General features: G+C 50.1%; 25 protein-coding genes and 1 pseudogene. 15 read left to right on the top strand and 11 right to left on the bottom strand.

The features are described from left to right. Positions 1 to 47: 47 nt before the first annotated feature. Positions 48 to 977, bottom strand: a complete 930-nt coding sequence (locus tag NP589_RS04800) for a ZIP family metal transporter (protein WP_256605965.1) — start codon at positions 975 to 977, stop codon at positions 48 to 50. 276 nt (positions 978 to 1253) lie between these two features. On the opposite strand from NP589_RS04800, the gene NP589_RS04795 reads away from it, so the two are divergent. From NP589_RS04795 to nadA, 3 genes are all read left to right on the top strand, one after another. Next, positions 1254 to 1808 carry a DUF2780 domain-containing protein gene (locus NP589_RS04795; RefSeq protein ID WP_256605964.1) on the top strand — a complete coding sequence of 185 codons (555 nt, stop codon included), beginning with the start codon at positions 1254 to 1256 and terminating at the stop codon, positions 1806 to 1808. A 47-nt stretch (positions 1809 to 1855) separates the two neighbouring features. Beyond that, the gene (locus tag NP589_RS04790; protein WP_064007797.1) at positions 1856 to 2245 is read left to right on the top strand and encodes a hypothetical protein; all 390 of its coding nucleotides are present in this window, start codon (positions 1856 to 1858) and stop codon (positions 2243 to 2245) included. A 78-nt stretch (positions 2246 to 2323) separates the two neighbouring features. After that, a complete protein-coding gene (gene nadA, locus NP589_RS04785) occupies positions 2324 to 3418 on the top strand; it encodes a quinolinate synthase NadA (protein ID WP_256605963.1) in 1095 nt (364 codons plus the stop codon). Between the two features lie 463 nt (positions 3419 to 3881). Here nadA and NP589_RS04780 read toward each other — a convergent pair whose 3' ends face one another. The 6 genes from NP589_RS04780 to NP589_RS04755 form a co-directional block, all read right to left on the bottom strand. Continuing rightward, complete coding sequence (locus NP589_RS04780; RefSeq protein WP_256605962.1) at positions 3882 to 5051, bottom strand: hypothetical protein; 1170 nt, start codon at positions 5049 to 5051, stop codon at positions 3882 to 3884. 185 nt (positions 5052 to 5236) lie between these two features. Beyond that, entirely contained in the window at positions 5237 to 6661 is a 1425-nt protein-coding gene (locus NP589_RS04775) for a DUF2252 domain-containing protein (protein ID WP_256605961.1), read from the bottom strand. 103 nt (positions 6662 to 6764) lie between these two features. Beyond that, entirely contained in the window at positions 6765 to 8048 is a 1284-nt protein-coding gene (locus tag NP589_RS04770) for a hypothetical protein (protein ID WP_256605960.1), read from the bottom strand. Positions 8049 to 8105: 57 nt separating this feature from the next. Continuing rightward, on the bottom strand, positions 8106 to 9098 hold the full coding sequence (locus NP589_RS04765; RefSeq protein WP_256605959.1) for an Lnb N-terminal periplasmic domain-containing protein: 993 nt from the start codon (positions 9096 to 9098) through the stop codon (positions 8106 to 8108). A 99-nt stretch (positions 9099 to 9197) separates the two neighbouring features. Continuing rightward, on the bottom strand, positions 9198 to 9551 hold the full coding sequence (locus NP589_RS04760) for a hypothetical protein (RefSeq protein ID WP_256605958.1): 354 nt from the start codon (positions 9549 to 9551) through the stop codon (positions 9198 to 9200). 117 nt (positions 9552 to 9668) lie between these two features. Next, positions 9669 to 10970 (bottom strand): alpha/beta fold hydrolase, encoded by a 1302-nt coding sequence (locus NP589_RS04755; RefSeq protein WP_256605957.1) that lies wholly within the window; start codon positions 10968 to 10970, stop codon positions 9669 to 9671. A 77-nt stretch (positions 10971 to 11047) separates the two neighbouring features. Here NP589_RS04755 and NP589_RS04750 point away from each other — a divergent pair, with 77 nt between their 5' ends. Continuing rightward, on the top strand, positions 11048 to 11311 hold the full coding sequence (locus tag NP589_RS04750) for a hypothetical protein (RefSeq protein WP_256605956.1): 264 nt from the start codon (positions 11048 to 11050) through the stop codon (positions 11309 to 11311). Between the two features lie 88 nt (positions 11312 to 11399). Here the strand turns inward: NP589_RS04750 and NP589_RS04745 are convergent, their stop codons facing one another. Beyond that, entirely contained in the window at positions 11400 to 12734 is a 1335-nt protein-coding gene (locus tag NP589_RS04745) for a YbaY family lipoprotein (RefSeq protein ID WP_256605955.1), read from the bottom strand. A 444-nt stretch (positions 12735 to 13178) separates the two neighbouring features. Between NP589_RS04745 and NP589_RS04740 the strand changes: the two genes are divergently transcribed. From NP589_RS04740 to NP589_RS04730, 3 genes and pseudogenes are all read left to right on the top strand, one after another. Next, positions 13179 to 13853: a POTRA domain-containing protein gene (locus NP589_RS04740; RefSeq protein ID WP_256605954.1), complete on the top strand. Its 675-nt coding sequence runs from the start codon at positions 13179 to 13181 to the stop codon at positions 13851 to 13853. Beyond that, positions 13826 to 14059, top strand: coding sequence for a hypothetical protein (locus NP589_RS04735; protein ID WP_256605953.1), 234 nt, complete (start codon positions 13826 to 13828; stop codon positions 14057 to 14059). The genes NP589_RS04740 and NP589_RS04735 overlap by 28 nt, the downstream gene beginning before the upstream one ends. Beyond that, positions 14028 to 15070: pseudogene (locus NP589_RS04730) on the top strand (IS3 family transposase); the annotation flags it as partial. The gene NP589_RS04735 and the pseudogene NP589_RS04730, both read left to right, overlap by 32 nt. Positions 15071 to 15259: 189 nt before the next feature. On the opposite strand, the gene ylqF reads toward NP589_RS04730, so the two are convergent. Continuing rightward, complete coding sequence (ylqF, locus tag NP589_RS04725; protein ID WP_256605952.1) at positions 15260 to 16177, bottom strand: ribosome biogenesis GTPase YlqF; 918 nt, start codon at positions 16175 to 16177, stop codon at positions 15260 to 15262. Between the two features lie 285 nt (positions 16178 to 16462). On the opposite strand from ylqF, the gene gap reads away from it, so the two are divergent. Together gap and pyk are read left to right on the top strand one after the other, a co-directional pair. After that, positions 16463 to 17476 (top strand): type I glyceraldehyde-3-phosphate dehydrogenase, encoded by a 1014-nt coding sequence (gap, locus tag NP589_RS04720; RefSeq protein WP_256605951.1) that lies wholly within the window; start codon positions 16463 to 16465, stop codon positions 17474 to 17476. 9 nt (positions 17477 to 17485) lie between these two features. Then, the gene (pyk, locus tag NP589_RS04715; protein WP_256605950.1) at positions 17486 to 18919 is read left to right on the top strand and encodes a pyruvate kinase; all 1434 of its coding nucleotides are present in this window, start codon (positions 17486 to 17488) and stop codon (positions 18917 to 18919) included. A 70-nt stretch (positions 18920 to 18989) separates the two neighbouring features. Here the strand turns inward: pyk and uvrD are convergent, their stop codons facing one another. Next, the gene (gene uvrD, locus NP589_RS04710) at positions 18990 to 21155 is read right to left on the bottom strand and encodes a DNA helicase II (RefSeq protein WP_256605949.1); all 2166 of its coding nucleotides are present in this window, start codon (positions 21153 to 21155) and stop codon (positions 18990 to 18992) included. A gap of 101 nt (positions 21156 to 21256) precedes the next feature. On the opposite strand from uvrD, the gene NP589_RS04705 reads away from it, so the two are divergent. After that, positions 21257 to 21493 (top strand): YgaP family membrane protein, encoded by a 237-nt coding sequence (locus tag NP589_RS04705; RefSeq protein ID WP_256605948.1) that lies wholly within the window; start codon positions 21257 to 21259, stop codon positions 21491 to 21493. Between the two features lie 60 nt (positions 21494 to 21553). Here the strand turns inward: NP589_RS04705 and NP589_RS04700 are convergent, their stop codons facing one another. Further along, positions 21554 to 21994 (bottom strand): FxsA family protein, encoded by a 441-nt coding sequence (locus NP589_RS04700; RefSeq protein ID WP_064037820.1) that lies wholly within the window; start codon positions 21992 to 21994, stop codon positions 21554 to 21556. A gap of 72 nt (positions 21995 to 22066) precedes the next feature. On the opposite strand from NP589_RS04700, the gene cutA reads away from it, so the two are divergent. From cutA to NP589_RS04675, 5 genes are all read left to right on the top strand, one after another. Beyond that, on the top strand, positions 22067 to 22384 hold the full coding sequence (cutA, locus tag NP589_RS04695) for a divalent-cation tolerance protein CutA (RefSeq protein WP_256605947.1): 318 nt from the start codon (positions 22067 to 22069) through the stop codon (positions 22382 to 22384). Then, positions 22366 to 24582: a protein-disulfide reductase DsbD gene (locus NP589_RS04690; RefSeq protein WP_256605946.1), complete on the top strand. Its 2217-nt coding sequence runs from the start codon at positions 22366 to 22368 to the stop codon at positions 24580 to 24582. Before cutA ends, NP589_RS04690 begins: the two co-directional genes overlap by 19 nt. Then, positions 24579 to 25106, top strand: a complete 528-nt coding sequence (locus NP589_RS04685) for a TlpA family protein disulfide reductase (protein ID WP_256605945.1) — start codon at positions 24579 to 24581, stop codon at positions 25104 to 25106. Before NP589_RS04690 ends, NP589_RS04685 begins: the two co-directional genes overlap by 4 nt. A 112-nt stretch (positions 25107 to 25218) precedes the next feature. After that, positions 25219 to 25680, top strand: a complete 462-nt coding sequence (aroQ, locus tag NP589_RS04680; RefSeq protein ID WP_256605944.1) for a type II 3-dehydroquinate dehydratase — start codon at positions 25219 to 25221, stop codon at positions 25678 to 25680. Beyond that, positions 25670 to 25839: DUF8684 domain-containing protein (locus tag NP589_RS04675; protein WP_504137417.1), on the top strand; the 170-nt coding region annotated here is incomplete at its 3' end. The genes aroQ and NP589_RS04675, both read left to right, overlap by 11 nt.

Genomic DNA, 25839 nt, shown 5'->3' with positions numbered 1-25839 from the left:
CCAAAAGGCTTTTGCCTTTTGGGTGGCCTGCTTTATTTAAGCGGTGTTTATGTCAGTATTTTGTCCAGGATCATCATGATGATGAAACCGGCCATCAAGGAAAACGTCGCGACGCGCGAGCGGCCCTTGGAGTGCGTCTCCGGGATAATTTCTTCGCTGATGACGAACAACATCGCACCGGCGGCAAAACCCATCGCAATCGGCAATATCGACGCAAACACCGTGACCATGGTAATGCCCAACAGGCCGCCGACCGGTTCCACCAATCCCGTAAAGGTGGCGATGGCGACAGCTTTCCATTTGTTATAACCCAAGCCGACCAATGGTAGAGCCACCGCCAGGCCTTCCGGCAAGTTTTGCAAGGCAATCGCAATAGATAACACCAAGCCGTTCTTCATGTCCCCGGAGCCAAAGCTGACGCCGACCGACATGCCTTCCGGGAAGTTGTGGATGGTAATAGCGATAATGAATAAAGATATTTTTTGCAACGAATCCAATGAATGATCGCTGACCGAATCAAAATGCAGATGCGGCAAACGACTGTCGGCAAAATGTAGGAACAGCGCACCGATCAGCATGCCGGCCGACACGATCCACAAGCCTTTACCGGGCCAGATTTGCTCGCCGTAATCCAGACCTGGCACCAACAAAGAAAACGCGGTGGCCGCCAGCATCACGCCGGCCGCGGCACCCAGCAAGCCATTGAACAGCCGGTCGGAAATGTTTTTAAAGAACAGGGCCGGCAAGGCGCCGATGCCGGTAGCCAGCCCCGCCAGAACGCTGGCCAGAAAGCCGATCACTACCACTTTGTCGAAAATCACGTATAGGCTGCCGAATACCAAGATTTGCGAGAGCAAAAATAAGCCGATAAACACGGCCCAACGCTGCATCAGCGGCAAGGTCATTACATGCAGGTATTGGGGATGGGCTTGCAAGCGAAGATAGTAGTCTTCGAGCGTTTTTTGAATATTCAGCATATTTTTACCTTTATTGTTCTTGTGGCTAAAGCTGGGATTATACTGAATTCATCCGAATTACCGATTTTTACCCACAATGTTTGCGGGGAGTTTCTCTGTTAACGCTAAAGCACGTCAGTCTTTGGATGGAAAACGCGCTGCCGTTCATATCCGGCGCATTGACCAGATAAAAGGGCGCAGGTTGTGTCCTAGGCCGGTTTCGATTTACAGTGCCGGTTTTGGCGGCCATGATGTGGCTTGATCCGGTGTTTCGGCAATTTTCAGGAGTTTGACAGAATGAAGGTTTTGCAAGGTTTTACAGCAGTTAGCACTCTCGCGGTCATCAGTGCTTGCGCACCCGTTCAACAGCAGGTTTCGGATCAGACTTTCGCCTTGGGCGGGCCGCAAACCGGCTATGGAGCGGGTGCTGCGGGTTCTATAGCCGGTGCTGTGGGGCAGGCGAGCCAGTTAGGGTTAATTGATATATTGGTCGGGCAATTGGGAATCAGTCCGCAGCAGGCTCTGGGTGGTGTAGGTTCAATTTTTTCCGTGGCGCAGCAACGCATGAATCCCGGCGACTTCTCGCAATTAAGCAATGCCGTGCCGGGGATGGACCGCTATTTGTCCTCGGTGCCGCAACAGGTTTCCGCATCAGGCTCGCAATCTTTGCTGGGCGCTGCGGGTGGATTAATGGGTGGGCAACTCGGCAGTCTGGCGAATTTAGCCGGATCGTTTCAATCCTTGGGGATGAATCCGTCCATGGTCAGCCAGTTTGTGCCGGTGGTTTTGCAGTATGTGCAAAACCAAAGCGGTGCCGGTGCCATGAGTTTGCTTCAGCACGCTTTATATTGATTCGCTTGGACTTCAATCTAATTTTTACAACGACAGACTAAAAAATCATGGAAATATTATTGATAGGCGCTGTGCTGATGATCTTCGCTATTTTGCTTTCCGCATGGCTGATGACTTTTGCCAAATGGTTTCCGATAAAAGGTATAGACGGCGAATTTTTGAAAGACTACAAAACCCTGATCAGGGCCCACGTGGACTTCGCGTTGATGGCGCTATTTTGCCTGGGCTTTTATGGCACCAAAGTGCCGTTGCCGGTGACGGCTTGTTGGTTGGTCGTGATCGGCGGTCTGACCAATCCCGGCGTGTTTGTGGTCGCGGCATTCGATCCGGATTTTTGGTCCAAGCCGATCTGGCGGGTTTACTCGGCTTTGAGTTTTGTGGTGACCACGCTGGGTTTTGGCTGGATCGGCATTACCTTGCTGCAATATGCTTGGTAAATCGGCTGGCGATGGAACCGACTGTTAAAAAACCTGCCCAAGGCTTTACAATTCTTTGTTTTATTTTCAGGTTAAAAAATGACTGCTGCCTTACCCATACATGATTACGCCTTGCTTGATGACGCGGAATGCGATGCCCGCATCGTTGCCGCCAAAGCCAAACTCGGCAAACGTTGTATCGTGCTTGGTCATCATTACCAACGCGATGAGGTTTTCAAACACGCCGATATTTATGGCGATTCTTTAAAGTTATCTCGGGAAGCAGCGCAATCCGAAGCCGAATACATCGTGTTTTGCGGCGTGCATTTCATGGCGGAAGTGGCGGACATTTTGTCGCGGCCGGAGCAGATAGCCATATTGCCGGATTTGGCGGCCGGTTGTTCGATGGCGGACATGGCCAATAAAGTCAAAGTCCAACAATGCTGGGATGAACTGGCAAAAATCATCGACGTGCAAAACGCGGTCACTCCGGTAACTTACATCAACTCCGCCGCAGATTTAAAAGCCTTTTGCGGGCAACACGACGGCATCGTGTGCACCTCGTCCAATGCCGAAAAAATCCTGAACTGGAGTTTTGCCAAACGCGAGAAAGTATTGTTTTTCCCGGACCAGCATTTAGGGCGCAATACCGGCTATCGGATGGGGATACCGTTAGAGCAAATGGTAACCTGGGATTTCAACAAACCGCAGGGCGGCTTGACCGAGCAGCAAATCCGCGATGCCAAGATTATTCTCTGGAAAGGCTATTGTTCCGTGCATCAAGCCTTTCAACCCGAACAGATCGATGCCTTCAAGGAAAAACATCCGGAAACCATCGTTATATCTCACCCGGAAGCCTGTTTTGAAGTGTGCGAAAAATCCGACTATATCGGTTCCACCGAGATGATTTTAAAAATCGTCCGCGAAGCCGAAGCCAATACCCGCTGGCTGGTGGCAACTGAATTGAATCTGGTAAACCGGCTGAATCAAGAATGCAAAGCCCAAGGCAAAAGCGTGCACTTTATGGCGCCGACCTTGAGCATGTGCTCGACCATGTTCCGCACAGATCCACAGCATTTATGCTGGGTGCTGGAAAACCTGGCGGCGGGCCATGTGGTCAACCAAGTATCCGTGCCGGCCGAGCAAGCAGCCTTGGCGAAAAAGACTTTGGATAATATGTTGTTGGCGTCTTAGTCCCGTAGAGACCATTAGCGAGAGCGCAATCACCGAGAAGGGATGTTTAAGAATCAGAATATCGCCTTGTCCCTCCTGAGGTTGTCGTAAAAGTCAAAATGTAGTTTGGGTTTTATTGTGCGTTGAGCCAGACCTACGTTTTAAGACAGCCTCTGGAGGGAGTAATGCCGTTAAGTTTATAGTTGGGGACATACTGAGCGAATTTTTTCGACCTTTAGCGCCCATAGTGCGAATAAATTTGCCTCTTTATGCCTTGATATTCTTAGCCTCCAGCGCTTTGTCCCGAGGCATGAATTAGCGTCTGTGGAAAGCGCTGCGATACGCGTGTACGCTTTAGCAAGCAATCTGGGTGTTATCCCCCGAAGCATGTTTGCAAAAGTATGCCATTCGGCTTGCAACATCGAGTTAATTTTGAAATGCCCGAGAATAGATTTAGCCTCCTTTTGGAAATGGGGCTAAATTATCACAACAGCATTCCAATCAAGCGCTTCAGAAGGTCTTCCAAAGAAATCATGGTGAGTAATAATGGCAATAAGGGCATCAGCATGGCGATAGTAGTTTGCATAACAGCCTGCCTGTCAAACGGGAGCATTCGCATATCGCGAATGACTTCGTAACTGTTATTCAAGTCCGCAAGTGATTGAATATCGCCACTGCCAATAAATGCTTCATCCATAGTTGAACCACCTCGCAGCCACTTGTTATCGAACTCGCGAACATAGCGGCTCGCCAAAACGCCATAGCTTAGCAATCCCTTGCGTTTGGCTCTGACCAGCGCTGGTGTGAATACACATAATGGCCCCAAAACCAGCAGCCAAAAAAACACTACAAAGAAAGCGATTTCCGGCTTGAACTCTGTCAGCACCGCGCCCGTATAGGAGATTCGCTCAGCCAGCATCGCCGACAATAAAGCACCTTGCGAGAACAACAGGGGCGCAAAAGAAGCCGCACTTGCACTGAGAAAACCCAAGCCACCGGCATGATCAGGATGGGTCGGAATGAGATGGAGATCAAGAAGAGAAACTTGCCACAGGAATCGGCACCAAACCAGGATTCGGAACAACCAGCGCAGAGTAATAAACTGATACACCGGAAGACTTATGTATGTCATCCAATAGCCTGCCGGAGACACTCCCTGCGTGTACCAGGCAGTGGCGTTCAATGCCCTTAGTTCGAAAAACACTGAATGCCCAATAGTCGTTACCAACAGCAAGATTAGAACTTCAATCAGGGGAGAATTACGCAATCGTAATGCCGATGCGATGCATGCATCGAATTGTGGCCGAACGTCGATCGTCACGATCTCGCGTTCGACAAATTGCAACACCACGGGTCTTAATCGTCTATGAACTACCCATTCCGCAACCAACATCAAAGGCAGAGCCAATAAAAACCGCACATGCAGTTCGATATCGTAGAAAAAGGGCATTTGAACGCCGGTCGCGGCTTGATTTGAGAGTACTGACAATATCAATAGAGGCAGCCAGGTTAACAATACAAAGAAAATAACTCGCCGTCTCAGCCAACCCAATGCACTTGTCGATAAGCGTCCGCGAATCAGCATTTGAAATAGCGGCCCACCCTGCACCAAAGAAAAATCATCTGGAATTTTCAACTGGTATTCATCGCTCATGGCACGTCCGGAATTAATTTTTTATTCGGCTAAGAAAGGCCTGAACAAGCTGATTTTACTCATGGTTCGACAAGTTCACTATTTATACCCTTGAAAATACGTGCGGGATCAACAAATAGCGTTCGCCTGTCGCAGAACTTAATCAGAGCGTCCTTAAGGTCAGATCTAATCATTACTGCAGTCAATTATGCATTTTCCTCGATTAGCGCTTCAACGCGTCCCGCGTTCACGGCGTCTACCAAGGCCTTGTAATCCTGTTCTGTCTGATCGGCATAAGCTAAACCAAAATCACCGATTGCATGATCAAAACGGTCCGATTTTCCCAGATAGCCGCTGATCGTTGCTGCGTCACCCGATCTGGCGTGAGCACGGGCCAATGTCCAGCCGCACAATTCCGCATATAGCATGGCCTGCTGTGCAGTAGCGCCTTCCAAAGGCGGCGCCATTTTCATATCGCGCAATTGCCGTACAAAAAAATCACGGCCACTGCTTTGTACCCGCGTCCAACCCAAAAAAATATCGCTGGAAGATTGCATCAGTCGTTGCCCCATCACCACGCGCTGGGCATGATTGTCATAACGACTCTCGCCGGCATAGCGTTCCAGAACGGAAGGACAGGCTTCCTTGAACTGCAATAACAAGGGATGATTCTCTTCGGAAAAAAATAGACCGATGAAACATCGTGTCCCTACGCTGCCTATACCGACTACTTTCACAGCAATATCTTCCAGGCGGTAACGATCAAAGAGTACCCGCCGATCATCGGAAAGCGATTGACGATAAGCTGAGATTGCGCCATGAACTCGCTGTTCCTGTTCATCGCCCTGCATATGAAAAAGTATCGGCGGCTGATCGATTAATTGGTGCCGTCCACCGACTGACGCGGCGATCTTGGTTACCAGTTGGTCGCCGATACGTTGTCTGGCTTTCTCGACTAATTGTTCGCGACGTTTTCTGAGCTTTTCATCTGGCGCCATGTCAATCAATGTCTGGCCATCCAGACGGTCATACCAAACCTCCAAGGGCTTCATTTTGGAATATTCCCGCAAATGCTCACGATAAGCTCGAGCACATTCAACGGCAACCGCCCTGGCTTCATCGTCATCCAGTTGCCCATCCCGAGCTGCAACAGCAAAACTGGCAGCCAGGCGTTTGATGTCCCACTCCCAAGGCGCAGGTAGGGTTTCATCGAAATCGTTGATATCGAAAATCAGGTTGCGTTCCGGTGTGGCGAACAGTCCAAAATTCAATAGGTGGCAATCGCCGCAAGCTTGTACCTTGATACCAGTGCTAGGCGTTGTAGCCAGATCGTGGGCCATGAGACCGGCGGAACCACGCAGAAAAGCGAACGGACTTCGCAGCATGCGTCCGTATCTTATTGGCACCAGCTCGGCTATTCGATCTCGATTAGACTCCTCGAGTATCTCAATGGGGTCTCGGCGACTTGGCGACGTGGGCCAAAGGGCGTGACGGGAGCGCGGCACCTGATCGCGTAGCGATTTACCTTCTGTCAGACGTTGAGCTCGCGATTTGAAGACCAATGATTGGGTATCTGGCGTAATGATTGATGCGGGGCTTGGTTTTTTTTTCTTTTTTTTATCACTTGCCATGGGCTTGTACTCCTGAATGAAATCTATCGATACCCCACCGTTCCGCATTGCCAGCTTGATAAACAGAATACTGCTTTGTACGGGAGCAGATAAAGGGGGCGACTTACTCAACTGTTTTGGTGAACTCGCAACGGTTTTTGACCAAATCCGCAGATTGCTGATGACCAATGCCGTGGGCAATCAGCGCTATCACACGATCATCCTGGGCGTAGCCCAAATGTGCCTCAAGCGGATTGGCTAAATCGCTGATACCAAATGCGTCGATGACATTGGCTATGTTGATGTTGACATTGGTAATCTTGGTGCATAAACGGGAGTCCAGATATTTATCGCTAAAGCCAGACGGAATACCGTAGCTGAGCAAATCGTTGGGATCGCTGAAGGCGATAATCGGTGTTAACTTGAATATACGGCTTGCGTATTTAGCACCGTCCGGCTGGCAATAGTTAGCACGCTGGCCGCTGATCTCCGGCAATTCTCTACCCAATTGCAACATAGGTAACTGGTTGGAGAGCATGAAAATCGGCATTTCTTTGTTGCGAAGCGCCTCAATAACCTTTTCGGCAACACCGACCTTGCGGATAACATCCGTGTACTGGGCTTTGTTGTCCAGAATATGTGCAATGCGCTGCATGCCGTCAATGGTGATTCGGCTTCCCAAACTGTGCGAGATGAACACATAATCATCATGAATAATGTGGTCAACCTTGGAATCGTCCAAGCCTGTACATGTGTGATTGCCGCTAGTGGGGAGGTCTTGCCAATCGCCGGTTGCCATCCAACAAATCGATTGGGAAAACGCGGCTAATATGGCTTCGCGCTTTTGCCCCAGATAGATGATGGGGTCCGGCCCGGTATCGTTACTAAATTTCTTCAACATATCATTGAGTTTAGCGCGACGGAATTCGTATTCTCCCGAATTATCGAAAGCCAACAATTGCTTTTCATCGCGGGTAATTTCCGACCAAGTTAACTCATAAAACATCAGTTCCTTATGGCTTTCTTCATTGAACAAATGCGTAATACGTAAATTGCCGAGATGTTTATCGGCAATCAAGGGAGCCGACAGGCTAATATTTTTTTGCTGCTCCGAACGGGCATTCAGATTCAATTGTTTCGCTAGTTTTTCAAGAAATTCAGTGGTATAGCCTGGAATATGATCGCCGACACCATGTACCATCAACACTTTGGTTTTACCCTGGGTTTTACTCAAGCCAGCGTCGATGCCTTTGAAAGGCTGGCCCCAGACTTGGCATATGCGCGTATCTTCGGCTTCGTTTTTTTGCAATAAGGCCTCGGCCACTCCTTTGCCAATACTGGAGCAGCCCGTCAAAAGCATGACTAAAGAGGCAACCGCTAAAAATCCTCGGGTTTGGCTAGTGGTCATTGGCAAAGAAACCTTCATGTTGTCCATCTCAAATAAGTCTGTGACAAAAAATTGCTGCTAGATTTGTTGCTCGACCGTCCGAATGCGCGTCGAAAAATCTGAGCGATGGTCGGCTGCATGGGCGAGATCGTTAATAAGAGCGCGCTTCTGTAACTCATCAAAAGGCTTACCGTTATCCAGGTGCCCCGTTTCGTAGAGATATTCTGGAAGATAGCCACTAAGCAATACTTTCCAGGAAAATGGCAGATGTTCGGCATTAACCCGAGTCCGCCACCAAATGGCTGTCGTACAGTTATCCAGTAGCGTGTTGTAAAACGTTGGCTGCTCATTAAGCTGGTTGATTTTGTTCATATACTCCAGAAACAGGTTTTTGGCGTTTTGATGGGAACCTTGTAGCCGATACCAATAAACGTGTTCCGGTGGGTTGTTTCGGTGATTGGCGCGCAAACCGATAACATCCCGTTCGTCGGCCACGACATAAATCAGCTCGTATTGACGAAAAAAGCCTTTTACCGTTGAGTAACCCTCACCGATTTCTTTGCGCGCTTCGATAGACACCGCCAAATAATCATCGCCAGCAAAATGAAAACTCAAAATAGTGTGAGCGAAGGCCGGCCCCATCCAATACACGGAAAATAAGTCGATTCCTTCCAATTTGTTTAAATCGAAGGTTTTGTCGTAATAATTCGGTTGATAATCGAATTCGCTTTTGTAGCTGAAGTTCCGAATGTTATGTACGGTAACCAGATTGCCGACAAAGCTGGCATGGGCCAAGTGTTGGGCGTCAGCTTGCCACTGCCTATCATTCGATGGCGCGATGTTCAGCCACCAAATCAAGATACCGGACAAACCGATAAAATAAACGGTTAATAGCGATCTGCGCCATTGACCCGCTAGCAAGCCAATGGCTGTGACGCAGCCTATTAACCCGAAAAATAAAGCCAAAACTTGCTGAAGTCCTCCTGTATGCGAATCGCCAAAATAAATGCTGCAAGCACCCCATAGCGTTGAGATCAATACGGCTACCAATGCAAACAAATACGCGATCATGCTTATTGAACTCCTTGCTCCAGAATTGGATTGCGCAAGCAAAACCGACACCCCCGGAAAGCGTGCCGCCCACCATAAATGGAAACAGCAAATCGGATTTCAGATCCAGGCGTTCCAGGCTGGCTTATTCAATTGCAGCCACGTCAGGCAACTCATCGATATTACGGGTTGGCCTGACAGCAAACGCGTTGCTAAATAAGGCCCTGCGGCCAATAACGATGACCCTTCCCAGGGTTTTGTCCCGGCAGTGGCGTAAGTAAAAGAAGCGTAAATATCTTTATTGTCTTCGGCTGCCACACCCAACCGAGCGTAGTCAATATCCATGTTTTCCGCAATATGCACTAAGCCGACCTGGAGCTGTTGGTCGACGTTATCGAACGGAACTTTGAGAAAACCCGCTGACAGTTCAGCCCAAAATGACTGGAATTTAAGCGGGTTTTGTAGTTTTGCCACTGGTTTTCTATTCTATGTATAAAAACACCCTATGCCGGTGGGCATTACCTAATATTGTTAGACACTAAAAACGGCCTTGCGTAAGCGATATTGTCCTGGTCAGAACCCCAATCATTTTTAATAGTTGTTTTCCAGCAAGCGATTAACTAACCGAGCAACTTCAGGCAGATTTAAAATCCCCATATGCGATGCCGAAAAGCCATATAGACGCTCGGCCTCGTCTTGCGCTTCGTCGCGTAATTGGCTGGACAAACTAACAGTGCCGTCACCAGATTGAGTGTCAATGAATGAAAACAACAAATGGTTAGCTATCGAATCCGGCAAACGTTTACGTATCTCCGAGTATTCCCCGCTATAGAATAATTGCTTCAGAAAATGGCTTCCAATCGCCAAATCTTCCCAAGAGTAGACGGGAGTTGGCGCATGATCGACCCCTAGTTTTGCCGCTGCATGACCATTCCAGGGAGTGGCAATTGAAATAAATAATGGAATAACTGGAGTTTTTGCATTTTCCAGATGTTTGAGAATAAAGCTCCTCGATACCAAGCCACCCATACTGTGCGCAACTACGGCAATTTTTTCGAAATGATACTGGGTATGCAACTGCTGCAGCATCTGTTCAATATAGCGTGCCACATTATCGATATAGGCTCCCGATGGATAGTAAACCACCCACGGCTGAAAATGTGTCTTATCCAATTGTTCGATCAAATAACTGAAATCGCGTGGCGTGCCATTGATGCCATGCACGAACAGCACGGGTATTTTATTGGCGGAATAAGGCTCTAAAAAATAAAGCCCTGCATTGCCATCGATCAAAAAATCCAGTGGCTTCCACAGACTTTGCTTAGCGACTTCCTCGGCAAAACGGGGCTGATCCAAACTTGCCAGGACGCCAGGTTTAGCCACCTGACCAAGCGAAATATCGAATTGATTTTTGCTGCTGCGGGCTTGCAGCTTGGAAATATCAACGGGCGATTGTGCTGGAGTGCGACCTTGTTCGGGTATCACCAAGCTAATATCGGTTTTGACGCCCCCTGGCTGGCAGTCAACGATGTTATCAAGCCTCGGAGCCAACGCCGGTTCGTCGAGTTGATAGACTAAATCCGAATTGACGTCTTTAAAAGCAGCCAAAACGTATCGGCCTGATGCGGTAGAAAAATACCACTTTCCAGGTTGATCTCTGACGAAATGGTCAAACAACCCCCAGTTGGCGCGATTATTAACGTCTCCGCCATTGAATTTAAACAGCGTTACGATCATTTTTTTACCATTGTCAAATTCAGGTTTTACTGTTCCATAAATTTGGCAATAGCTGGTGATTTTTTGATGCTGTTCTTTGACGGCCAATAAACCACAACCCGATAAATCGCAAGCCACGATTAAAACTATCCCAAGAAAAAGGTATCTTCTCAGCATTTTCCTGCCCCCCTGGTTATAAAAAGATTACCGGCTAAGTCGGTGAGTAAGAGTTAAGACTCTTGGTTGACAGCGTATTGCCCTCAATTGATTCCGTCTTCGTCGCTGTTTCGCAGGTTTATCGGTCTGGGCGTGACGATGCGGGTTGGGAGCGCAGCGTCTTCAGCGCCAACCGAGAGCGCCTGTTGTCCGAAGCCTTGCGCAGCGAAGCAGAATGGCAAAACCTCGTTTCGTATGAATACTCCAGCGTCGATGGCAGTCTAATCGACGCGTGGACTTCACAAAAAAGCTTGATCGGCGCCGCATCAGATAAGCATGAAAAACGCACTTGCCAACATTAAAAGAGGTAGCTTCATGTTAGTCCTAATTTGTTTAAAGGGAATCAGGAACCCTGCCCTGGACCGCGCCGCGCCAAAATAAGATGCGCAATCAGCGCAAATACAGCGACTCAAAACGCGCTATCACCTTATTGCCTGTAAGCAGCAGTAAATGTTCACCTTCGATACGGTAATGGGTAGTGGTATTTAGTGCCTCAAGTACTTTGGTTTCTAGTTCCATAGCAGGCGACGAGCAGGCCATCATGGTGCCGGCCATCTGCGAAAAGCGCAATTCCTGGCTTGAGTGTTTAAATGAGCCGGTAAATTGATTGCAGCCACTGAATCCGCTCACCCGCGAACCCTGGTTGGCCAGGATCATATGAATTTGGTTTGTCGCTGACGGCGATATGGGTATCTGTTGGTCGCCAATATTCAGTAGTTTCCAATAGGTGTTTTTTAGTTCGGCAATTGCCAACCCAGCGTTGGAGGCTGTTGGTTTACAGGCTTTTTCGGGTTGCGACGCGTTGAATTTTTCGATCACCATCTGCTCGATGACCGGCCCTTCCATGCCCGGACGTTGCTCAAGTCGTCCTTTAAACGTCACCCAAAGCGGCGAACCGGGCGTAACAGCCGATTTGCTGTAGTTGCGTTCTGCGGTCAGGTAGTCGCCCGTCATCACAACCGGCCAGCTTAGGCCGCTGGCGCATTCGGTGAACGTCGCAGCATCAGCCATGTATTGGAACTTACCGTACCATTGCACCGAATCGTTTAGCGGATCGACTTGAATGTTGCGGCGAAGATCGAGATAGGCAGGCGATTTTATGGGCTGGCCTGCGGCATCAAGCTGACGCAATGTGTCGTTATCAAGGATGGCAAATAGTGAGGTTTCAGTGCCATTGTTCAGGCGCAATACATTATCTGTAATTTTCCAGCCGCCGGCTTCGGCAAACAAGCCGTTGGGTTTCTCTTGGTAAACCCGGCGCAAACGGTACAGGCCATCACCACGCAAAGTCAGGGTTTGCATAATGCCAGGACAATCGGCACACGGCAGCGCTGCTGCAAAGCTGGCCGGTAGACTAAGGGGGGTCGGTAAGACGTTTGCTGATCTACCGGCGGCGCTTGCCGTAACGGCGTCAAGCAGCAGGTCGACCTGACTGAGCCGGTCGTCGGTTAACACCGGATAAAGGCGCGTGGTGGTAAAACGCAGGGTGCCACCGACAGTAATGCTCGCCCTCAGGTTATAACGGTGATTGGCATGGATGGCCGTCTTGGGTACTGGCAGAGTAAAGGCTATGGGGACCTGGCGGTCGCCAAAGTGCTCGCTAAATTCGGCCAACACCGGACTTTGCGCATCGGCCAGCGTCACGTCTTCAAGCTGCACCGACAACACCGCATCCGGCGGCATGGCGATGCGTTGGCGGTACGCAGCCGTGCCACTGACAGTCATAAACTCTTCAAGAGCTTGGTCAGTCCTTGCGCATCCGAAATTAAAAACCGTGACCAACCATGCCGTGCATATGAATATTTTGTGAAAAAGCGAGTTCATTTGTCTGCTCTGTATTACGTTGTCGAAATTATGCGCTGAAAGCCCGAACGCCGGCTATAAGAGCAGGTGCTTTGACAGGATTGTTAGCTGACGCCCTCGCTAGGCCCTGGTGAACATCAGCAAGGTCGCCTAAGCTGATACAGTAAGGTAAGCTGACGGCATAAATTCATGGCGATCAAGGCACTGTGGCGGCCAATTCAGCAAAAGTTTAGACCATAACAAACCTTGATGGGCTGATCCGGTCAAGCTCAACTAAGGCCGGATCTTTCTCGGCTACCGGTCCAATCGGCATAAAGCACACTAATGCAGTATTTAATGTTTTTGCTTAGGTTAACCTGGAGAACAATGCTGGCGCTGCCGTTCTTAGGCTTATGTGCCCCGGCGGGATTTGCCACGGTTCTTATTACCGGGCTTGAAGGCAAAACCGCATCCAACACCCGGCTGATGCTGTCTTTGGAAAAAGAAAAATGTGACACGCCCGAGTGGAAAATACGCAGCCTTTACGCCAAAGCAGAGCAGGAAATTGATCAGGCACTGCGCGCGCTGGGTCATTACCATACCAGCGTTAAAAAGTCCCTGGTGTTTAAAAACGACTGCTGGACTGCCGATTTTGATATTGCCGCAGGTCCTCAAGTGTTTGTCGACCAAGTCAGCGTCACCATTAACGGGTCAGCAAAAACCAACCTAGAGTTTCAAAAGTTACGGGACAACTTGTTAAAAATTGCCGGTAGCCCGCTGGATCACAGCCAATACGAAAAGATGAAAACCCGTATTGAAGCATTAGCCATGGAAACCGGCTATTTGCGCGGCAGCTTTACCGAAAAAAAATTGTTGATAGACAAACAGCGCAATAAAGCCCAAATCAAGTTGGTGTTTGATAGTGGGCCGCGCAAAGTGTTTGATGAAATCGTTGTGCATCAGGATGCCTTAAACCCTGCGTTCGTCGCCAAATATATCTCGATCAACAGCGGCGTTTTTATAACGGCAGCCAGTTGGCCAAGACCCATGCCAACCTTTTAAAAAGCGGTTATTTCGCCACAGTTGATATTGTTCCCGATACCTTGAGCGCCGAGCAAGGTGTGCCCGTCGCGATTAAACTGCAAGCCAAAAAACAGCATCATTACAGTTTTGGTGTTGGTTTTGATACCGATATCGGCCCGCTGCTAAGCGCGGCTTACACTAACCGCCGCCTGAATCACTGCGGGTCGCGCTGGCAAACTGGCTGAAGTGGGCAAACATCAGCGCCCCCTGACAGAGGTCGAATTAGAACTGGCCAAAGTGAAACGTGAGTTGGCTGAAGTCAAAATGGAGCGTGATCTCTTAAAAAAGTGCGCGGCCTACTTTGCGAGGACGTCGACGTGAAGTTTGGCCTGATTAAGGGATGGCGAGAGCAGTATCCGGTATTGGGGTTATGCCGGGTATTGGAAGTATCGGAAAGTGGTTATTATGCGTGGCTTAATCGTCCGGTTTCGCTTCGCAAACAAGCGAATGATCGTTTAGAAATTGAAATACAAGCCGCTCAGCAACGTACCCGAGGCACGTATGGTCCAGAGCGGTTGCAGCGGGATTTGGCCGACAATGGCACGCATATCGGAATTGACCGGATTAAGCGCATTCGACGGAAACTGGGGTTACGCTGTATCCAGAAGCGAAAATTCAAAGCCACCACGGATTCTCGACACAGCTTGCCGGTGGCGCCGAATCTATTGGAGCGGAATTTTAACGTGTTAGAGCCGAATAAAGCCTGGGTCAGCGACATTACTTACATTCCAACTGACGAGGGCTGGTTATATCTGGCGGGCATCAAAGATCTATTCAGCGGTGAATTGGTCGGCTACGCCTTGCATGAACGCATGACCAAGAATCTCGTGATGCAGGCTGTTTTTCGTGCGGTCTCTGGCAGGAAATCGATAAGGGCCTGATTCTGCATTCAGACCGCGGTAAGCCAGTATTGTGCGCATGAGTACCAGGCCTTGCTGACCCAACTAGGCATGCAAGCATCCATGAGTCGCAAGGGCGACTGTTGGGATAACGCGCCGATGGAGAGTTTCGGGGGATCGCTGAAAAATGAACTGGTTCATCATCGCCAATACCGTACTCGTATGGAAGCTAGGCAGGAAATCAGCGAATACATTGAAATATTTTACAACCGGCAACGGAAACAGGCCCGACTAGGCTACTTGTCTCCTGTTGCCTTTACACGGCAGTTTTATACTCAGAAATTGAAAGCGGCTTAACTCTTTGGACTCCACTATTGCCATCCGATGTCAAAAACGGCTTCACTCCAAATTAGGCTATATCAGCCCGGAAAATTTTGAAGCTAAAAAAGTCGCTTAGTTGAGTGTCCGTCAAATCCGGGCAAGATCAGTGGCCGGCTGTGCCTAAAGTACTTATCAGTCAACCGGATCGCCCTACCAAGTCCAGCCTTAATCCTGCCTGTTACCGCGCCGCTTTGCAGCTTTCTTGGCCTCTTTTTCTGCCCGAATAGCCGTCAATTCCACCATCTCCGCTTCTATCATCTCCGGCGTTTCCAATGTGATCTGGCCCAGCGTACCGGCGCGCAGTTCGTTTAGCAAAAGCTTCGCGGCTTTGTCCAGCTCGACCACGCCGCCGCTACGCAAGCAGCCGCGTTTGGTGCCGATGGCTTGCAGTAATGTCATTGCCTCGCTGGGTAGTTCAGTCAGCCGGTAGCGGGCTTTTAGATTCTCGGCATAGGCTTTGCCGAGGTATTCCAATGCATACAGTGCGATGTCGTCGTGTTGAAATGCGGTGTCTTTGATCGCGCCGGTCACTGCCAGCCGATAACCGCTGTGGCGGTTTTCTACGTTGGGCCAGAGCACGCCGGGGGTGTCGGATAATACGATGTTATTGCCCAAGTTGATGCGTTGCTGTTGTTTGGTGACAGCCGGCTCGTTGCCGGTTTTGGCGATGGTCCGGCCCGCCAGTACATTGATGATGGTGGATTTGCCGACGTTGGGGATGCCCATGATCATAGTGCGAATCACTTTGTTGGCAGCGGTTTTCTCCGGCAGCATCTTTGCGCATAAGTCGATAATCTGTTTGATTTTTTCCGGCTGTTGGGTGGTGACTGCCAGGGTTTTTACCGCCTGTTCCCGTTCCAGATAGGTTTGCCATGCTTTAGTCAATTCCGGATCAGCCAGATCGGTTTTGCTGAGCACGCGGATAGTGGGTTTATCGCCACGCAGGCCGGCCAACATCGGGTTTTGGCTGCTGTAAGGAATGCGGGCGTCGAGAATTTCGATCAGCAAATCGATGTCGGGCAAGGCGTACTTGATCTCCTTGCTGGCCTTGTGCATGTGGCCGGGATACCATTGAATTTGCATGTGTTGTGCTGCTGTTAGTGGACATTAAATAGGATTGTACCTTTTATTAACCCGATGCTATTTATTACTGGTGTTCCGGTCGGGTCGCCGAAGCCGGATGTTGAGTGCCCTTCAACAGGCATAGGACCCAAACGAGCTTAAAGACGATGAGTATGGATTTCTGCCAGCCGCAGCGCGCCGCAGCGGTAGACGTAGAGCGCTGGTTATTGCTACAATCCAGTCTATTTTTGGTGCTTTTGGCACATCTCGACGCAAGTCTTTCACACTCATCCCGGAGAAAACTCTATGGCAATTAAAGTTGCAATTAACGGTTATGGTCGTATTGGTCGCAATGTCATGCGCGCTTTGTACGAATCAGGTCGCACCAACGAGATCCAAGTTGTCGCTATTAACGACTTGGGCGATTCCAAAACCAACGCACACTTGACCAAATACGATACCGTACATGGTAAATTTCCATTCGATGTGTCTGTCGACGGTGATTACATCGTGATCAATGGCGACAAAATTCGCGTATTTGCTGAAAGAGATCCCGCTAAACTGCCTTGGGCTGAATTGGGCATTGATGTTGTGCACGAGTGCACCGGTTTCTTCACCAGCAAAGCCAAAGCGTCTGCGCATATTGCTGCCGGCGCCAAAAAAGTCATTATCTCCGCTCCTGGCGGCAATGATGTCGATGCAACCATCGTTTATGGTGTTAACCACCAAACCTTGAAAGCATCCGACACGGTTATCTCAAATGCTTCTTGCACCACCAACTGCTTGGCGCCATTAGTTAAACCTTTGATGGATACCATCGGTGTGGATCACGGTTTGATGACCACCATTCACTCATACACTAACGACCAAGTGTTGACCGACGTGTACCACAGTGACTTGCACCGCGCGCGTTCCGCTACTCAATCCATGATCCCAACCAAAACCGGTGCTGCTGCGGCGGTAGGTTTGGTATTGCCGGAAATGAAAGGCAAACTGGATGGTTTCGCGATGCGTGTTCCCACTATCAACGTCTCTGTTGTGGATTTGTGCTTCCAAGCGTCACGCAATACCACAAAAGAAGAAATCGACGGCATTTTACGCGAAGCGGCTGCTGGTCCATTGAAAGGCATTTTGGCGATCAACGATGAGCCATTGGTGTCTATGGACTTCAACCACAATCCACATTCTTCCATCTACGAAGCCGGTCTGACTAAAGTTACCGGTGGTAATTTCGTGAAAGTCCTGTCCTGGTACGACAATGAATGGGGTTTCTCAAACCGTATGCTCGATACCACGGTCGCTTTGTTCAACGCCAAATAAAGGGTTTACATGCTGTTACGAAGAACGAAAATCCTGGCTACGCTGGGACCTGCTACGGACAAGCCCGGCGTACTCGAAGAGTTGTTCGAGGCTGGAATCGACGTTGTAAGGCTTAATTTCTCGCACGGTTCGGCGCAGGATCATATTGATCGCGCCAACCGGGTCAGAGCTATCAGTAAACAAACCGGCCGCCGCGTTGGGATTCTGGCTGACTTGCAAGGTCCGAAAATCCGGATCGAGCGTTTCAAAGAGAATAAAGTCTGGCTGGAAGAAGGTCAGGACTTTGCCTTGGATATTAATCTGGGCAAACTTGACGGCGACAATACCCAAGTCGGTATCAGCTACGAGCCTTTGGCACGCGAAGTAAAACCAGGTACCCGTTTGTTGCTGGACGATGGCCGGGTAGTGTTGGATGTGGTCGACGTGATCGACAACACCCGCGTCAACACGAAAGTGGTGGTGGGCGGTGATTTGTCGAACAACAAAGGTATCAACCTGTTAGGCGGTGGCTTGTCCGCGGCAGCTTTGACCGACAAGGACAAAGAAGACATCAAAACCATCGCGGTGATTCAAGCCGATTACGTGGCGATTTCCTTCCCGCGTACTGCCGATGATATGCATGAAGCCCGTGAGCTGTTGCAAGCAGCCGGTTCTTACGCCGGCTTGGTTGCCAAGGTAGAGCGCGCGGAAGCGATGGACGTTATCGACGAAATCATCCTGGCATCCGATGCCATCATGGTAGCGCGTGGCGACTTGGGTGTGGAAATTGGCGATGCCAATCTGCCGGCTGCGCAAAAACTGCTGATTCAGCGTGCGCGCGAACTGAACCGGGCAGTGATTACTGCGACGCAGATGATGGAATCGATGATCGAGAATCCTATCCCGACCCGTGCGGAAGTATTCGACGTTGCCAACGCTATTGTTGACGGTACCGATGCCATCATGTTGTCCGCGGAAACCGCCTCCGGCAAGCATCCGGTGAAAACCGTGCAAGCCATGGTGCGCATCTGTCTGGAGACCGAAAAGCAGCCGAGTGTGACCAAATCAATGCATAGGATGACCGACAAGTTCGAGCGTATCGACGAAGCGATTGCGATGTCAGCGATGTACATGGCCAACCATACCAAAATAGCCGGTATCGCCTCCTTGACCGAGTCGGGTTCGACACCGCTGTGGATGTCCAGAATCAGCTCCGATATTCCTATCTTCGCATTCAGCAGTTGCGAGCGTACTTTGGGTCAGGTGACCCTGTATAAAGGGGTATTCCCAATTCCGTTTGCCAAGGAAAAGATGGAATCGGCCAGCGTGACTCAAAGCCTGATTAAGGCCTTGAAAGCGCGCGGTGTTGTGAAACCGGGCGATGCGCTGATCCGTACCAAAGGCGACTTGACCGGCGCCAGCGGCGGCACTAACTCCCTGAAAGTCATCACTGTCACCGACTAATTTTTAGTCGGCTTGCCTTGTTTCGCGGCGTTCGGTTTACCCGAACGCCGCGTTTTCAAAACGCTCTAAACTACGCCGCATCCAGCTTGGCGTAAGCCAGCATCAGCCATTTGATGCCCGCATTGCGGAAATTGATCTGTACCCGCTCTTGTTCGCCTTCGCCTTCCATTTGCAGGACCACGCCTTCGCCAAATTTTTCGTGCCTGACAGGCTGGCCCAGTTTGTAAGTACCCTTGCTGCCCAGACTTTTGGTTTGCGGTGCGCTATTGGCCGCCGGCCTGCTGACATTGGCGCGTAACCTGATTTCCTGAATCGACTCCTGCGGCAGTTCGCGCAAAAACCGCGAGGCACGCGGATAACTGTCTTTGCCGTAAAGCCGTCTTGACTCCGCGTGGGTCAAGTACAGCTGTTGCATGGCGCGGGTGATGCCGACATAGCAAAGTCGGCGTTCTTCCTGTAAGCGGCCGGCGTCGTCCAAGGCTTGTTGAGAGGGGAATAGGCCTTCTTCCAATCCCACCAGAAACACCAGCTTGAATTCCAGACCTTTGGCGGAATGCAGCGTCATCAACTGTACGCAATCTTCATCGACTTCACCTTGCATTTCGCCGGCTTCCAGCGCCGCGTGCGCTAAAAACATGTCCAGCTCGCCCATATTCTCGGCATTTTCGCTGTCGTAATCGAACAAGCGGGCGGCGTTGACCAGCTCTTCCAGGTTTTCCACTCGCGCTTCGCCTTTGTCTTGCTTTTCTTTTTTATACAGTTCGATCAGGCCGCTGGTCTCGACGACTTGTTTAACCGTTTCATGTAGGCTTAGCTCTTTAGTGGTTTCGCCAAGCGCAACAATCAGGTTTAAAAAGCCGCGCAAAGCATTGGCGGCGCGTGCCGGTAATTGATTGTGTTCAAGCATCGCCAAGGCTGCTTGCCATAGAGACAGTTGTTGTTCGCGCGCCAGGATGCGCATGTCGTCCAGAGTTTTGGCGCCGATACCGCGCGTTGGCGTGTTCACTACCCGTTCAAAGGAAGGATCGTCGTGCGGATTGGTTGATAGGCGCAGATAGGCGAGGGCGTTCTTGATTTCCATCCGCTCGAAAAAGCGCAGGCCGCCATAAACCCGATACGGCGTGGCAGTGGTCATCAAGCGTTCTTCGAATTGTCGGGATTGGGCGTTGGAGCGATACAGGATGGCCGTGTCGCTGCGCAATCCACCATCTCTAACCCATTGCCGGATTTTTTCGACCACAAAATACGCTTCGTCTTGCTCGTTGAATGCCGAATACAGAGAAATAGCTTGGCCTTCGCCGGCGTCGGTCCATAATTCCTTACCCATCCGGTTATCGTTATTGGCGATCAAGGTGTTGGCGGCCTTCAAAATATGGCCGCTGGAACGGTAGTTTTGCTCCAGGCGGACGATGCCGTGTTCCGGATAGTGCTTTTGGAAATTGAAGATGTTTTCGATTTTGGCGCCGCGCCAGCCGTAGATGGATTGATCGTCGTCGCCGACTACGAACAGGTTGTTGTTGCCCTCGGTTAATAGCCGCAGCCAGGCGTATTGAATGGTGTTGGTATCCTGAAATTCATCAACATGCACTTGCTGAAAGCGTTGCTTGTAAAACGCCAGCAAATCTTCGTTATCGCGTAGCAGTTCGTGGGCTCGCAGCAGCAGTTCGGCAAAATCCACCAAGCCGGAACGCTGGCACACGTCTTCATATGCCAGATAAACGTCCTTCATCTGCCGGTTGTAAAAGTCCCCGCTATCCTGCATATGCTTGGCGCGGATGCCTTCGTCTTTTTGCGCATTGATAAACCATTGCGCTTGCTTGGGTGGCCATTTGCTGTCATCCAAATTCAGGTTTTTCATCAGCCGTTTGATGATGCGCAATTGGTCGTCGCTATCCATCACCTGGAAGGTGTCCGGCAGCTTGGCTTGCTTGGCGTGTTGCCGCAGTAAACGGTGGGCCAGGCCGTGGAAAGTGCCTATCCACATGGCGTGGGCCGGGGTTTCGAGTAAATCTTCAATGCGGTGCCGCATTTCATTAGCGGCTTTATTGGTAAACGTCACCGCCAGAATGTTGTAAGGCGAAATCTGGTTGACCTGGATGTGCCAGGCGATGCGATGCACCAATACCCTGGTTTTGCCGCTGCCGGCGCCGGCCAACACCAGCATGGCTTGCATGGGGGCAGAAACGGCCAGACGTTGGTCGTCGTTTAGAGAGGTGATGATAGAAGAGGCGTCCATTTTTTATAACTTGCAGATTTTGAAGAGCTGTGTATATTTGCTTGCCTTTAAGGGAAAGCCGTGCGTCGGGACTAATAACTACAACACAGAGAGGATTGGAAATGAGCTTCGATTATAAACGTTTGATCAAATTTGAGCACAACATCGGCGAGAAAGATAAGAAAGTCCGTATGGTTTCGGGCGTGGTGTTGCTGGCCGTTTCATTGTTTACCGCCAGCATTCTGATGTTGTTGGTTGGGTTGGCTTTGGTTGCCACCAGTTATTCAGGCTGGTGCCCCGCATATTCCAGTATGGACAAAAATACCTTGGGTACCAATACGGCAGTCGATGGTCAATAAGCCATAGCAGCTAGCTCCGAATCCGCGCCTTTGGCGCGGTTCGGATTCAAAAACATCTTGTTAATCCTGTTTGTTGTATTCGCCTTCAATAATGGTTTGCGAGTTTCGCGCTTGCTGAAATACCGAGCCTACTTGGGATTGCAGCAAATGATGCTCAATGATGTACTGAGCAATCTTTCTGCGTAAAGTTGGAATTAGACAAGCGAAGCCCAGCATGTCGGTGAAAAATCCCGGTGTTAGTAATAGCGCTCCTCCCACCAGTAATATCGGTCCTTCGATCATTTCATAAGCCGGAATTTCGCCTTGGGCCAACCCTGATTGGAAGCGTTGCCAGGTAGCGAAACCCTGGCGACGCAGTAGCCAGGCGCCCAATACAGCGGTAAATACCACTAACAAAATAGTGGGGAAGGCGCCGATCAAGCCGCCGACTTGCAGTAGCACGTATATTTCCACAAACGGCACGATCAAAAAAGCGATAAACAGAATTTGCATGGTTTTCATGGTGAGCTCGGTTGCGGTAAAAAGCCGCTAATACTAAGAGCATCTTGGTGCAATTTCCAGGATAATGTCGCGATGTATCAATTGATTCTTTGTACCTGCCCGGACCTAGAGGTTGCCGACAAACTTGCCGGCACACTGATAACCCAAAAATTAGCCGCCTGCGTAAATATACTGCCCGGTGTGCGTTCGGTTTACGAATGGCAGGGCGAAATCGAAACCGCTCAGGAACATTTACTGCTCATCAAAAGTCATCAAGACCGCTATGCGGCCATTGAAGCGACGCTGAAAAGCCTGCATCCTTACCAACTCCCGGAAATTATTGCGGTCGCGATAGAAAGCGGCTCGCTGGACTATTTGAAATGGATAGACTCATGCCTTGGTATCGACTGATTTTATTATGTTTGTTGGCTGTTTTTGTGCGCACTGCGGCGGCGCTGGATAGTCAGGATTTTTTACCGCCCGAGCAAGCATTCAAGTTAACTGCCACCGCCGAAACCGCCGATAAAGTCGAACTGCACTGGCAGATAGTTGAGGGTTATCACCTTTATCGCGATAAAACCAAGTTCCAGTCGCAAACCGAAGCGATTCAGCTCGAGCAGGCAAGTATGCCGGAAGGCGTTACCGAGCATGACCCGAGTCTGGGCGAAGTGGTGGTGTATCGGAACGCGCTCGATGTCGTGTTGCCGCTGATTAATCAAAGCCGTGAAACCCAATTAAAGCTGCTGGTCAAGTACCAAGGGTGTGCGGATGTCGGTGTTTGTTATCCGCCGCAAAAAGTGCTGCTGGATGTAGTGTTGCCTGCGGCTCAGCCCTCTGCAAACAGTGGGGCGCTTAACCAGTTTGTCAAAGGTCTAAAGGGCTTGACGCCTGGTTTGTTTTCCGAAGAATTATTGCCGCCGGAACAAGCGTTTCAGTTTTTTGCCAGCCTGAAAGGCCCGCATACCTTGCAAGCAAGCTGGCAAATTGCCGAAGGTTATTATCTGTACAAGGATAAGTTGTCGGTTAAATTGCAGGGTGCCACGCAGACGCAATTAACGCCTTTACAGCTTCCTGAAGGGGCTGCGTACCACGACGCTGAGTTTGGCCAGGTGCAAATCTACCGTAACCAGATCAGCGCCGACGTACCGCTACTACGCGGAAGTTCGGCAGCCGAGACGATCAAGTTGCTGGCAAAGTTTCAAGGTTGCGCCGACCGTGGGGTTTGCTATCCGCCGATGCAAGCCGAAGTGAGTCTGGACTTGCCGTCTGCGGACGCCTTGCCGCAAGCCAAACCGGCCGCGGTTGCCGAATTGTCGGAGCAGGACAAAATCGTCAATGCCTTGCGGCATGATAGTTTAGCGCTGACGTTATTCAGTTTTTTCGGCTTCGGCTTGTTGCTGGCATTTACGCCGTGCGTGTTTCCGATGATTCCGATTTTATCCGGGATCATTGTCGGTCATGGTGACCAAATCGGTACGCGCAAGGCCTTTTTGCTGTCTTTGAGTTATGTTTTTGCTTCGGCCTTGATGTATACGCTGTTCGGTATCCTGGCGGCTTTGTTCGGCAGCAATCTGCAAGCGACATTTCAAGAGCCTTGGGTCATCGCAGTGTTTTCGGGTTTGTTCGTGGTGTTATCGCTGTCGATGTTTGGTTTTTACCATTTGGAGCTGCCTAAATCGCTGCAGTCTGCCTTGCATCACTCCAGCGATAAGCATCGCGATGGTTCTTGTCTCGGTGCCGGTATCATGGGGGCGCTATCGTCGCTGATCGTCGGGCCTTGCGTGGCGGCACCACTGGCGGCGGCATTGATTTATATCGGTCAAACCGGCGATGTGGTGTTGGGCGGTTCGGCATTGTTCGTGATGGGGCTTGGCATGGGCGCGCCGTTGTTATTGCTGGGCGCATCAGCTGGAAAACTGCTGCCCAAGGCGGGTGATTGGCTTAATGCCACCAAAGCGGTATTTGGCGTGGCGATGTTGGCCGTGGCGGTGTGGATGTTGTCGCGTATTTTGCCGGCAGCGGTGACGATGTTTTTGTGGTCTTTATTGTTGATCATTCCCGCTATATTTCTTGGGGCCATCGATCCGCTGCCAACATCTGTCACGGGTTGGCGCAAGCTTTGGAAAGGGCTGGGTATCATCATGCTGGTGTTTGGCATATTGCAGCTGATCGGCTTGAGTGCCGGAAACAGTAATCCGCTGCAACCGCTACAGGGTATGGCTTTGAATGCCCAAGCGCAGCTGGTTGAAGGTCTTAGCTTTCAGCGGGTGGCGTCGGTTGCGGAATTGGAGCAACGCATCCAGCAAGCATCGGCGAGTGGCAAACCGGTGATGCTGGATTTCTATGCCGACTGGTGTATTTCCTGTAAGGAGATGGAGGCTTATACCTTCACCGATGGACAGGTAAAGCAGCAATTGGCTAATTTTGTGCTGTTACAAGCCGACGTTACCGCTAACAATGAGGCGGATAAAGCCTTGTTAAAACGCTTCGAGCTGGTTGGGCCGCCGGGCATTATATTTTTCGGTGCCGATGGCCGGGAACGGGTCGCGCAGCGCGTGATAGGCTATCAGGATGCCGCTACTTTTCTAAAAACATTGCAGCAACTATGAATAAAAAAATCATACTGATAGTCGCCGCCATTGCCTTTATTGCGTTAGTGGCGGGTCTGTTTGCCAGACAATATTTGGCAGTCGCCGAAACCAATAAGCCGGCCCCTCAATTGAACTTTAGCTTACCGGACCTGGCGGATAAGCCGCAGTCTGTCACGCAATGGCAAGGGAAGATATTGATTATCAACTTCTGGGCAACCTGGTGTCCGCCATGTTTGAAGGAAATTCCTGAGTTCATAAAGCTTCAGGATGAATATAAAGACAAAGGCGTGCAGTTTGTCGGCATAGCCATTGAGGATAAACAGCCGGTAGAAGATTACCTGAAGCGTATCAAGATCAATTATCCGGTGTTGATTGGCGGCGAAGGTGCAACGATGTTGGCCCAACAGCTGGGTAATGTAATCAATACCGTGCCGTTCACGGTAATCATTAATCAACAAGGGCAAATCATGCATCATCAGTTAGGCGAATTGACGCGAGAGAAAGTGTTGGAAGTGATTGGACCGTTGTTGACGACAAAATGACTGAAAAGTCGCTAAAACGCGGTCTAATGAAGTGAAAAGCGGTTTATCTGGACAAAAACCTACAAATTAGGCAGAATTCCTATTTATTTAGTATTTTTGTTCAGCATCGGCAATGGCAAACCTCACTGTTCTCAATGGACCCAATTTAAATTTGTTAGGCGTTCGAGAACCAGGGCTATACGGTAATAGAACATTGCAGAGCATTCAGCAGGCAATGGAGCAATTGGCCCAAACGCTTGGGCATCAATTAAGCTTTCTGCAAAGCAATGCCGAGCACGAAATTGTTGAACACATACATCAAGCGTATCGGCAGGGTGTCGATTTCATCATTATCAATCCTGCTGCATTTACCCATACCAGCGTGGCCATTCGCGATGCCTTGCTGGCAACCAAGATTGCATTCATAGAAGTACATTTATCGAACGTGCATGCCCGTGAGCCTTTCAGGAAGCATTCGTATTTTTCGGATATCGCCGTCGGCGTTATCTGCGGATTGGGGGCGAACGGTTACGAATTGGCTTTGCAAGCCGCTCATCAGATATTACTAGAGAGAACTCAGAACAATGGATATTAGAAAAATAAAAAAACTGATTGATCTTATCGAGGAATCGGATATTGCTGAAATAGAGATTCGCGAAGGCGAAGAATCAGTGAAAATCAGCCGTTATTCGGCGGCGGCGCCCGTGCAGTACGCAGCGCCTGTTGCAGCGCCCGTGGCGGCTGCGCCTGTTGC

Origin of the sequence: Methylomonas rosea (assembly GCF_024505055.1) — a bacterium.
Taxonomy (GTDB): domain Bacteria; phylum Pseudomonadota; class Gammaproteobacteria; order Methylococcales; family Methylomonadaceae; genus Methylomonas; species Methylomonas rosea.
This window is presented reverse-complemented; position numbering and strand designations above follow the sequence as displayed.

What these genes read in the sequence shown, in the direction of transcription:
- NP589_RS04800 (WP_256605965.1), bottom strand. Translation starts at nt 977, where the DNA reads ATGCTGAATATTCAAAAAACGCTCGAAGACTACTATCTTCGCTTGCAA.
- NP589_RS04795 (WP_256605964.1), top strand. Translation starts at nt 1,254, where the DNA reads ATGAAGGTTTTGCAAGGTTTTACAGCAGTTAGCACTCTCGCGGTCATC.
- NP589_RS04790 (WP_064007797.1), top strand. Translation starts at nt 1,856, where the DNA reads ATGGAAATATTATTGATAGGCGCTGTGCTGATGATCTTCGCTATTTTG.
- nadA (WP_256605963.1), top strand. Translation starts at nt 2,324, where the DNA reads ATGACTGCTGCCTTACCCATACATGATTACGCCTTGCTTGATGACGCG.
- NP589_RS04780 (WP_256605962.1), bottom strand. Translation starts at nt 5,051, where the DNA reads ATGAGCGATGAATACCAGTTGAAAATTCCAGATGATTTTTCTTTGGTG.
- NP589_RS04775 (WP_256605961.1), bottom strand. Translation starts at nt 6,661, where the DNA reads ATGGCAAGTGATAAAAAAAAGAAAAAAAAACCAAGCCCCGCATCAATC.
- NP589_RS04770 (WP_256605960.1), bottom strand. Translation starts at nt 8,048, where the DNA reads ATGACCACTAGCCAAACCCGAGGATTTTTAGCGGTTGCCTCTTTAGTC.
- NP589_RS04765 (WP_256605959.1), bottom strand. Translation starts at nt 9,098, where the DNA reads ATGATCGCGTATTTGTTTGCATTGGTAGCCGTATTGATCTCAACGCTA.
- NP589_RS04755 (WP_256605957.1), bottom strand. Translation starts at nt 10,970, where the DNA reads ATGCTGAGAAGATACCTTTTTCTTGGGATAGTTTTAATCGTGGCTTGC.
- NP589_RS04745 (WP_256605955.1), bottom strand. Translation starts at nt 12,734, where the DNA reads ATGACTGTCAGTGGCACGGCTGCGTACCGCCAACGCATCGCCATGCCG.
- NP589_RS04740 (WP_256605954.1), top strand. Translation starts at nt 13,179, where the DNA reads ATGCTGGCGCTGCCGTTCTTAGGCTTATGTGCCCCGGCGGGATTTGCC.
- ylqF (WP_256605952.1), bottom strand. Translation starts at nt 16,177, where the DNA reads ATGCAAATTCAATGGTATCCCGGCCACATGCACAAGGCCAGCAAGGAG.
- gap (WP_256605951.1), top strand. Translation starts at nt 16,463, where the DNA reads ATGGCAATTAAAGTTGCAATTAACGGTTATGGTCGTATTGGTCGCAAT.
- pyk (WP_256605950.1), top strand. Translation starts at nt 17,486, where the DNA reads ATGCTGTTACGAAGAACGAAAATCCTGGCTACGCTGGGACCTGCTACG.
- uvrD (WP_256605949.1), bottom strand. Translation starts at nt 21,155, where the DNA reads ATGGACGCCTCTTCTATCATCACCTCTCTAAACGACGACCAACGTCTG.
- NP589_RS04705 (WP_256605948.1), top strand. Translation starts at nt 21,257, where the DNA reads ATGAGCTTCGATTATAAACGTTTGATCAAATTTGAGCACAACATCGGC.
- NP589_RS04700 (WP_064037820.1), bottom strand. Translation starts at nt 21,994, where the DNA reads ATGAAAACCATGCAAATTCTGTTTATCGCTTTTTTGATCGTGCCGTTT.
- cutA (WP_256605947.1), top strand. Translation starts at nt 22,067, where the DNA reads ATGTATCAATTGATTCTTTGTACCTGCCCGGACCTAGAGGTTGCCGAC.
- NP589_RS04690 (WP_256605946.1), top strand. Translation starts at nt 22,366, where the DNA reads ATGCCTTGGTATCGACTGATTTTATTATGTTTGTTGGCTGTTTTTGTG.
- NP589_RS04685 (WP_256605945.1), top strand. Translation starts at nt 24,579, where the DNA reads ATGAATAAAAAAATCATACTGATAGTCGCCGCCATTGCCTTTATTGCG.
- aroQ (WP_256605944.1), top strand. Translation starts at nt 25,219, where the DNA reads ATGGCAAACCTCACTGTTCTCAATGGACCCAATTTAAATTTGTTAGGC.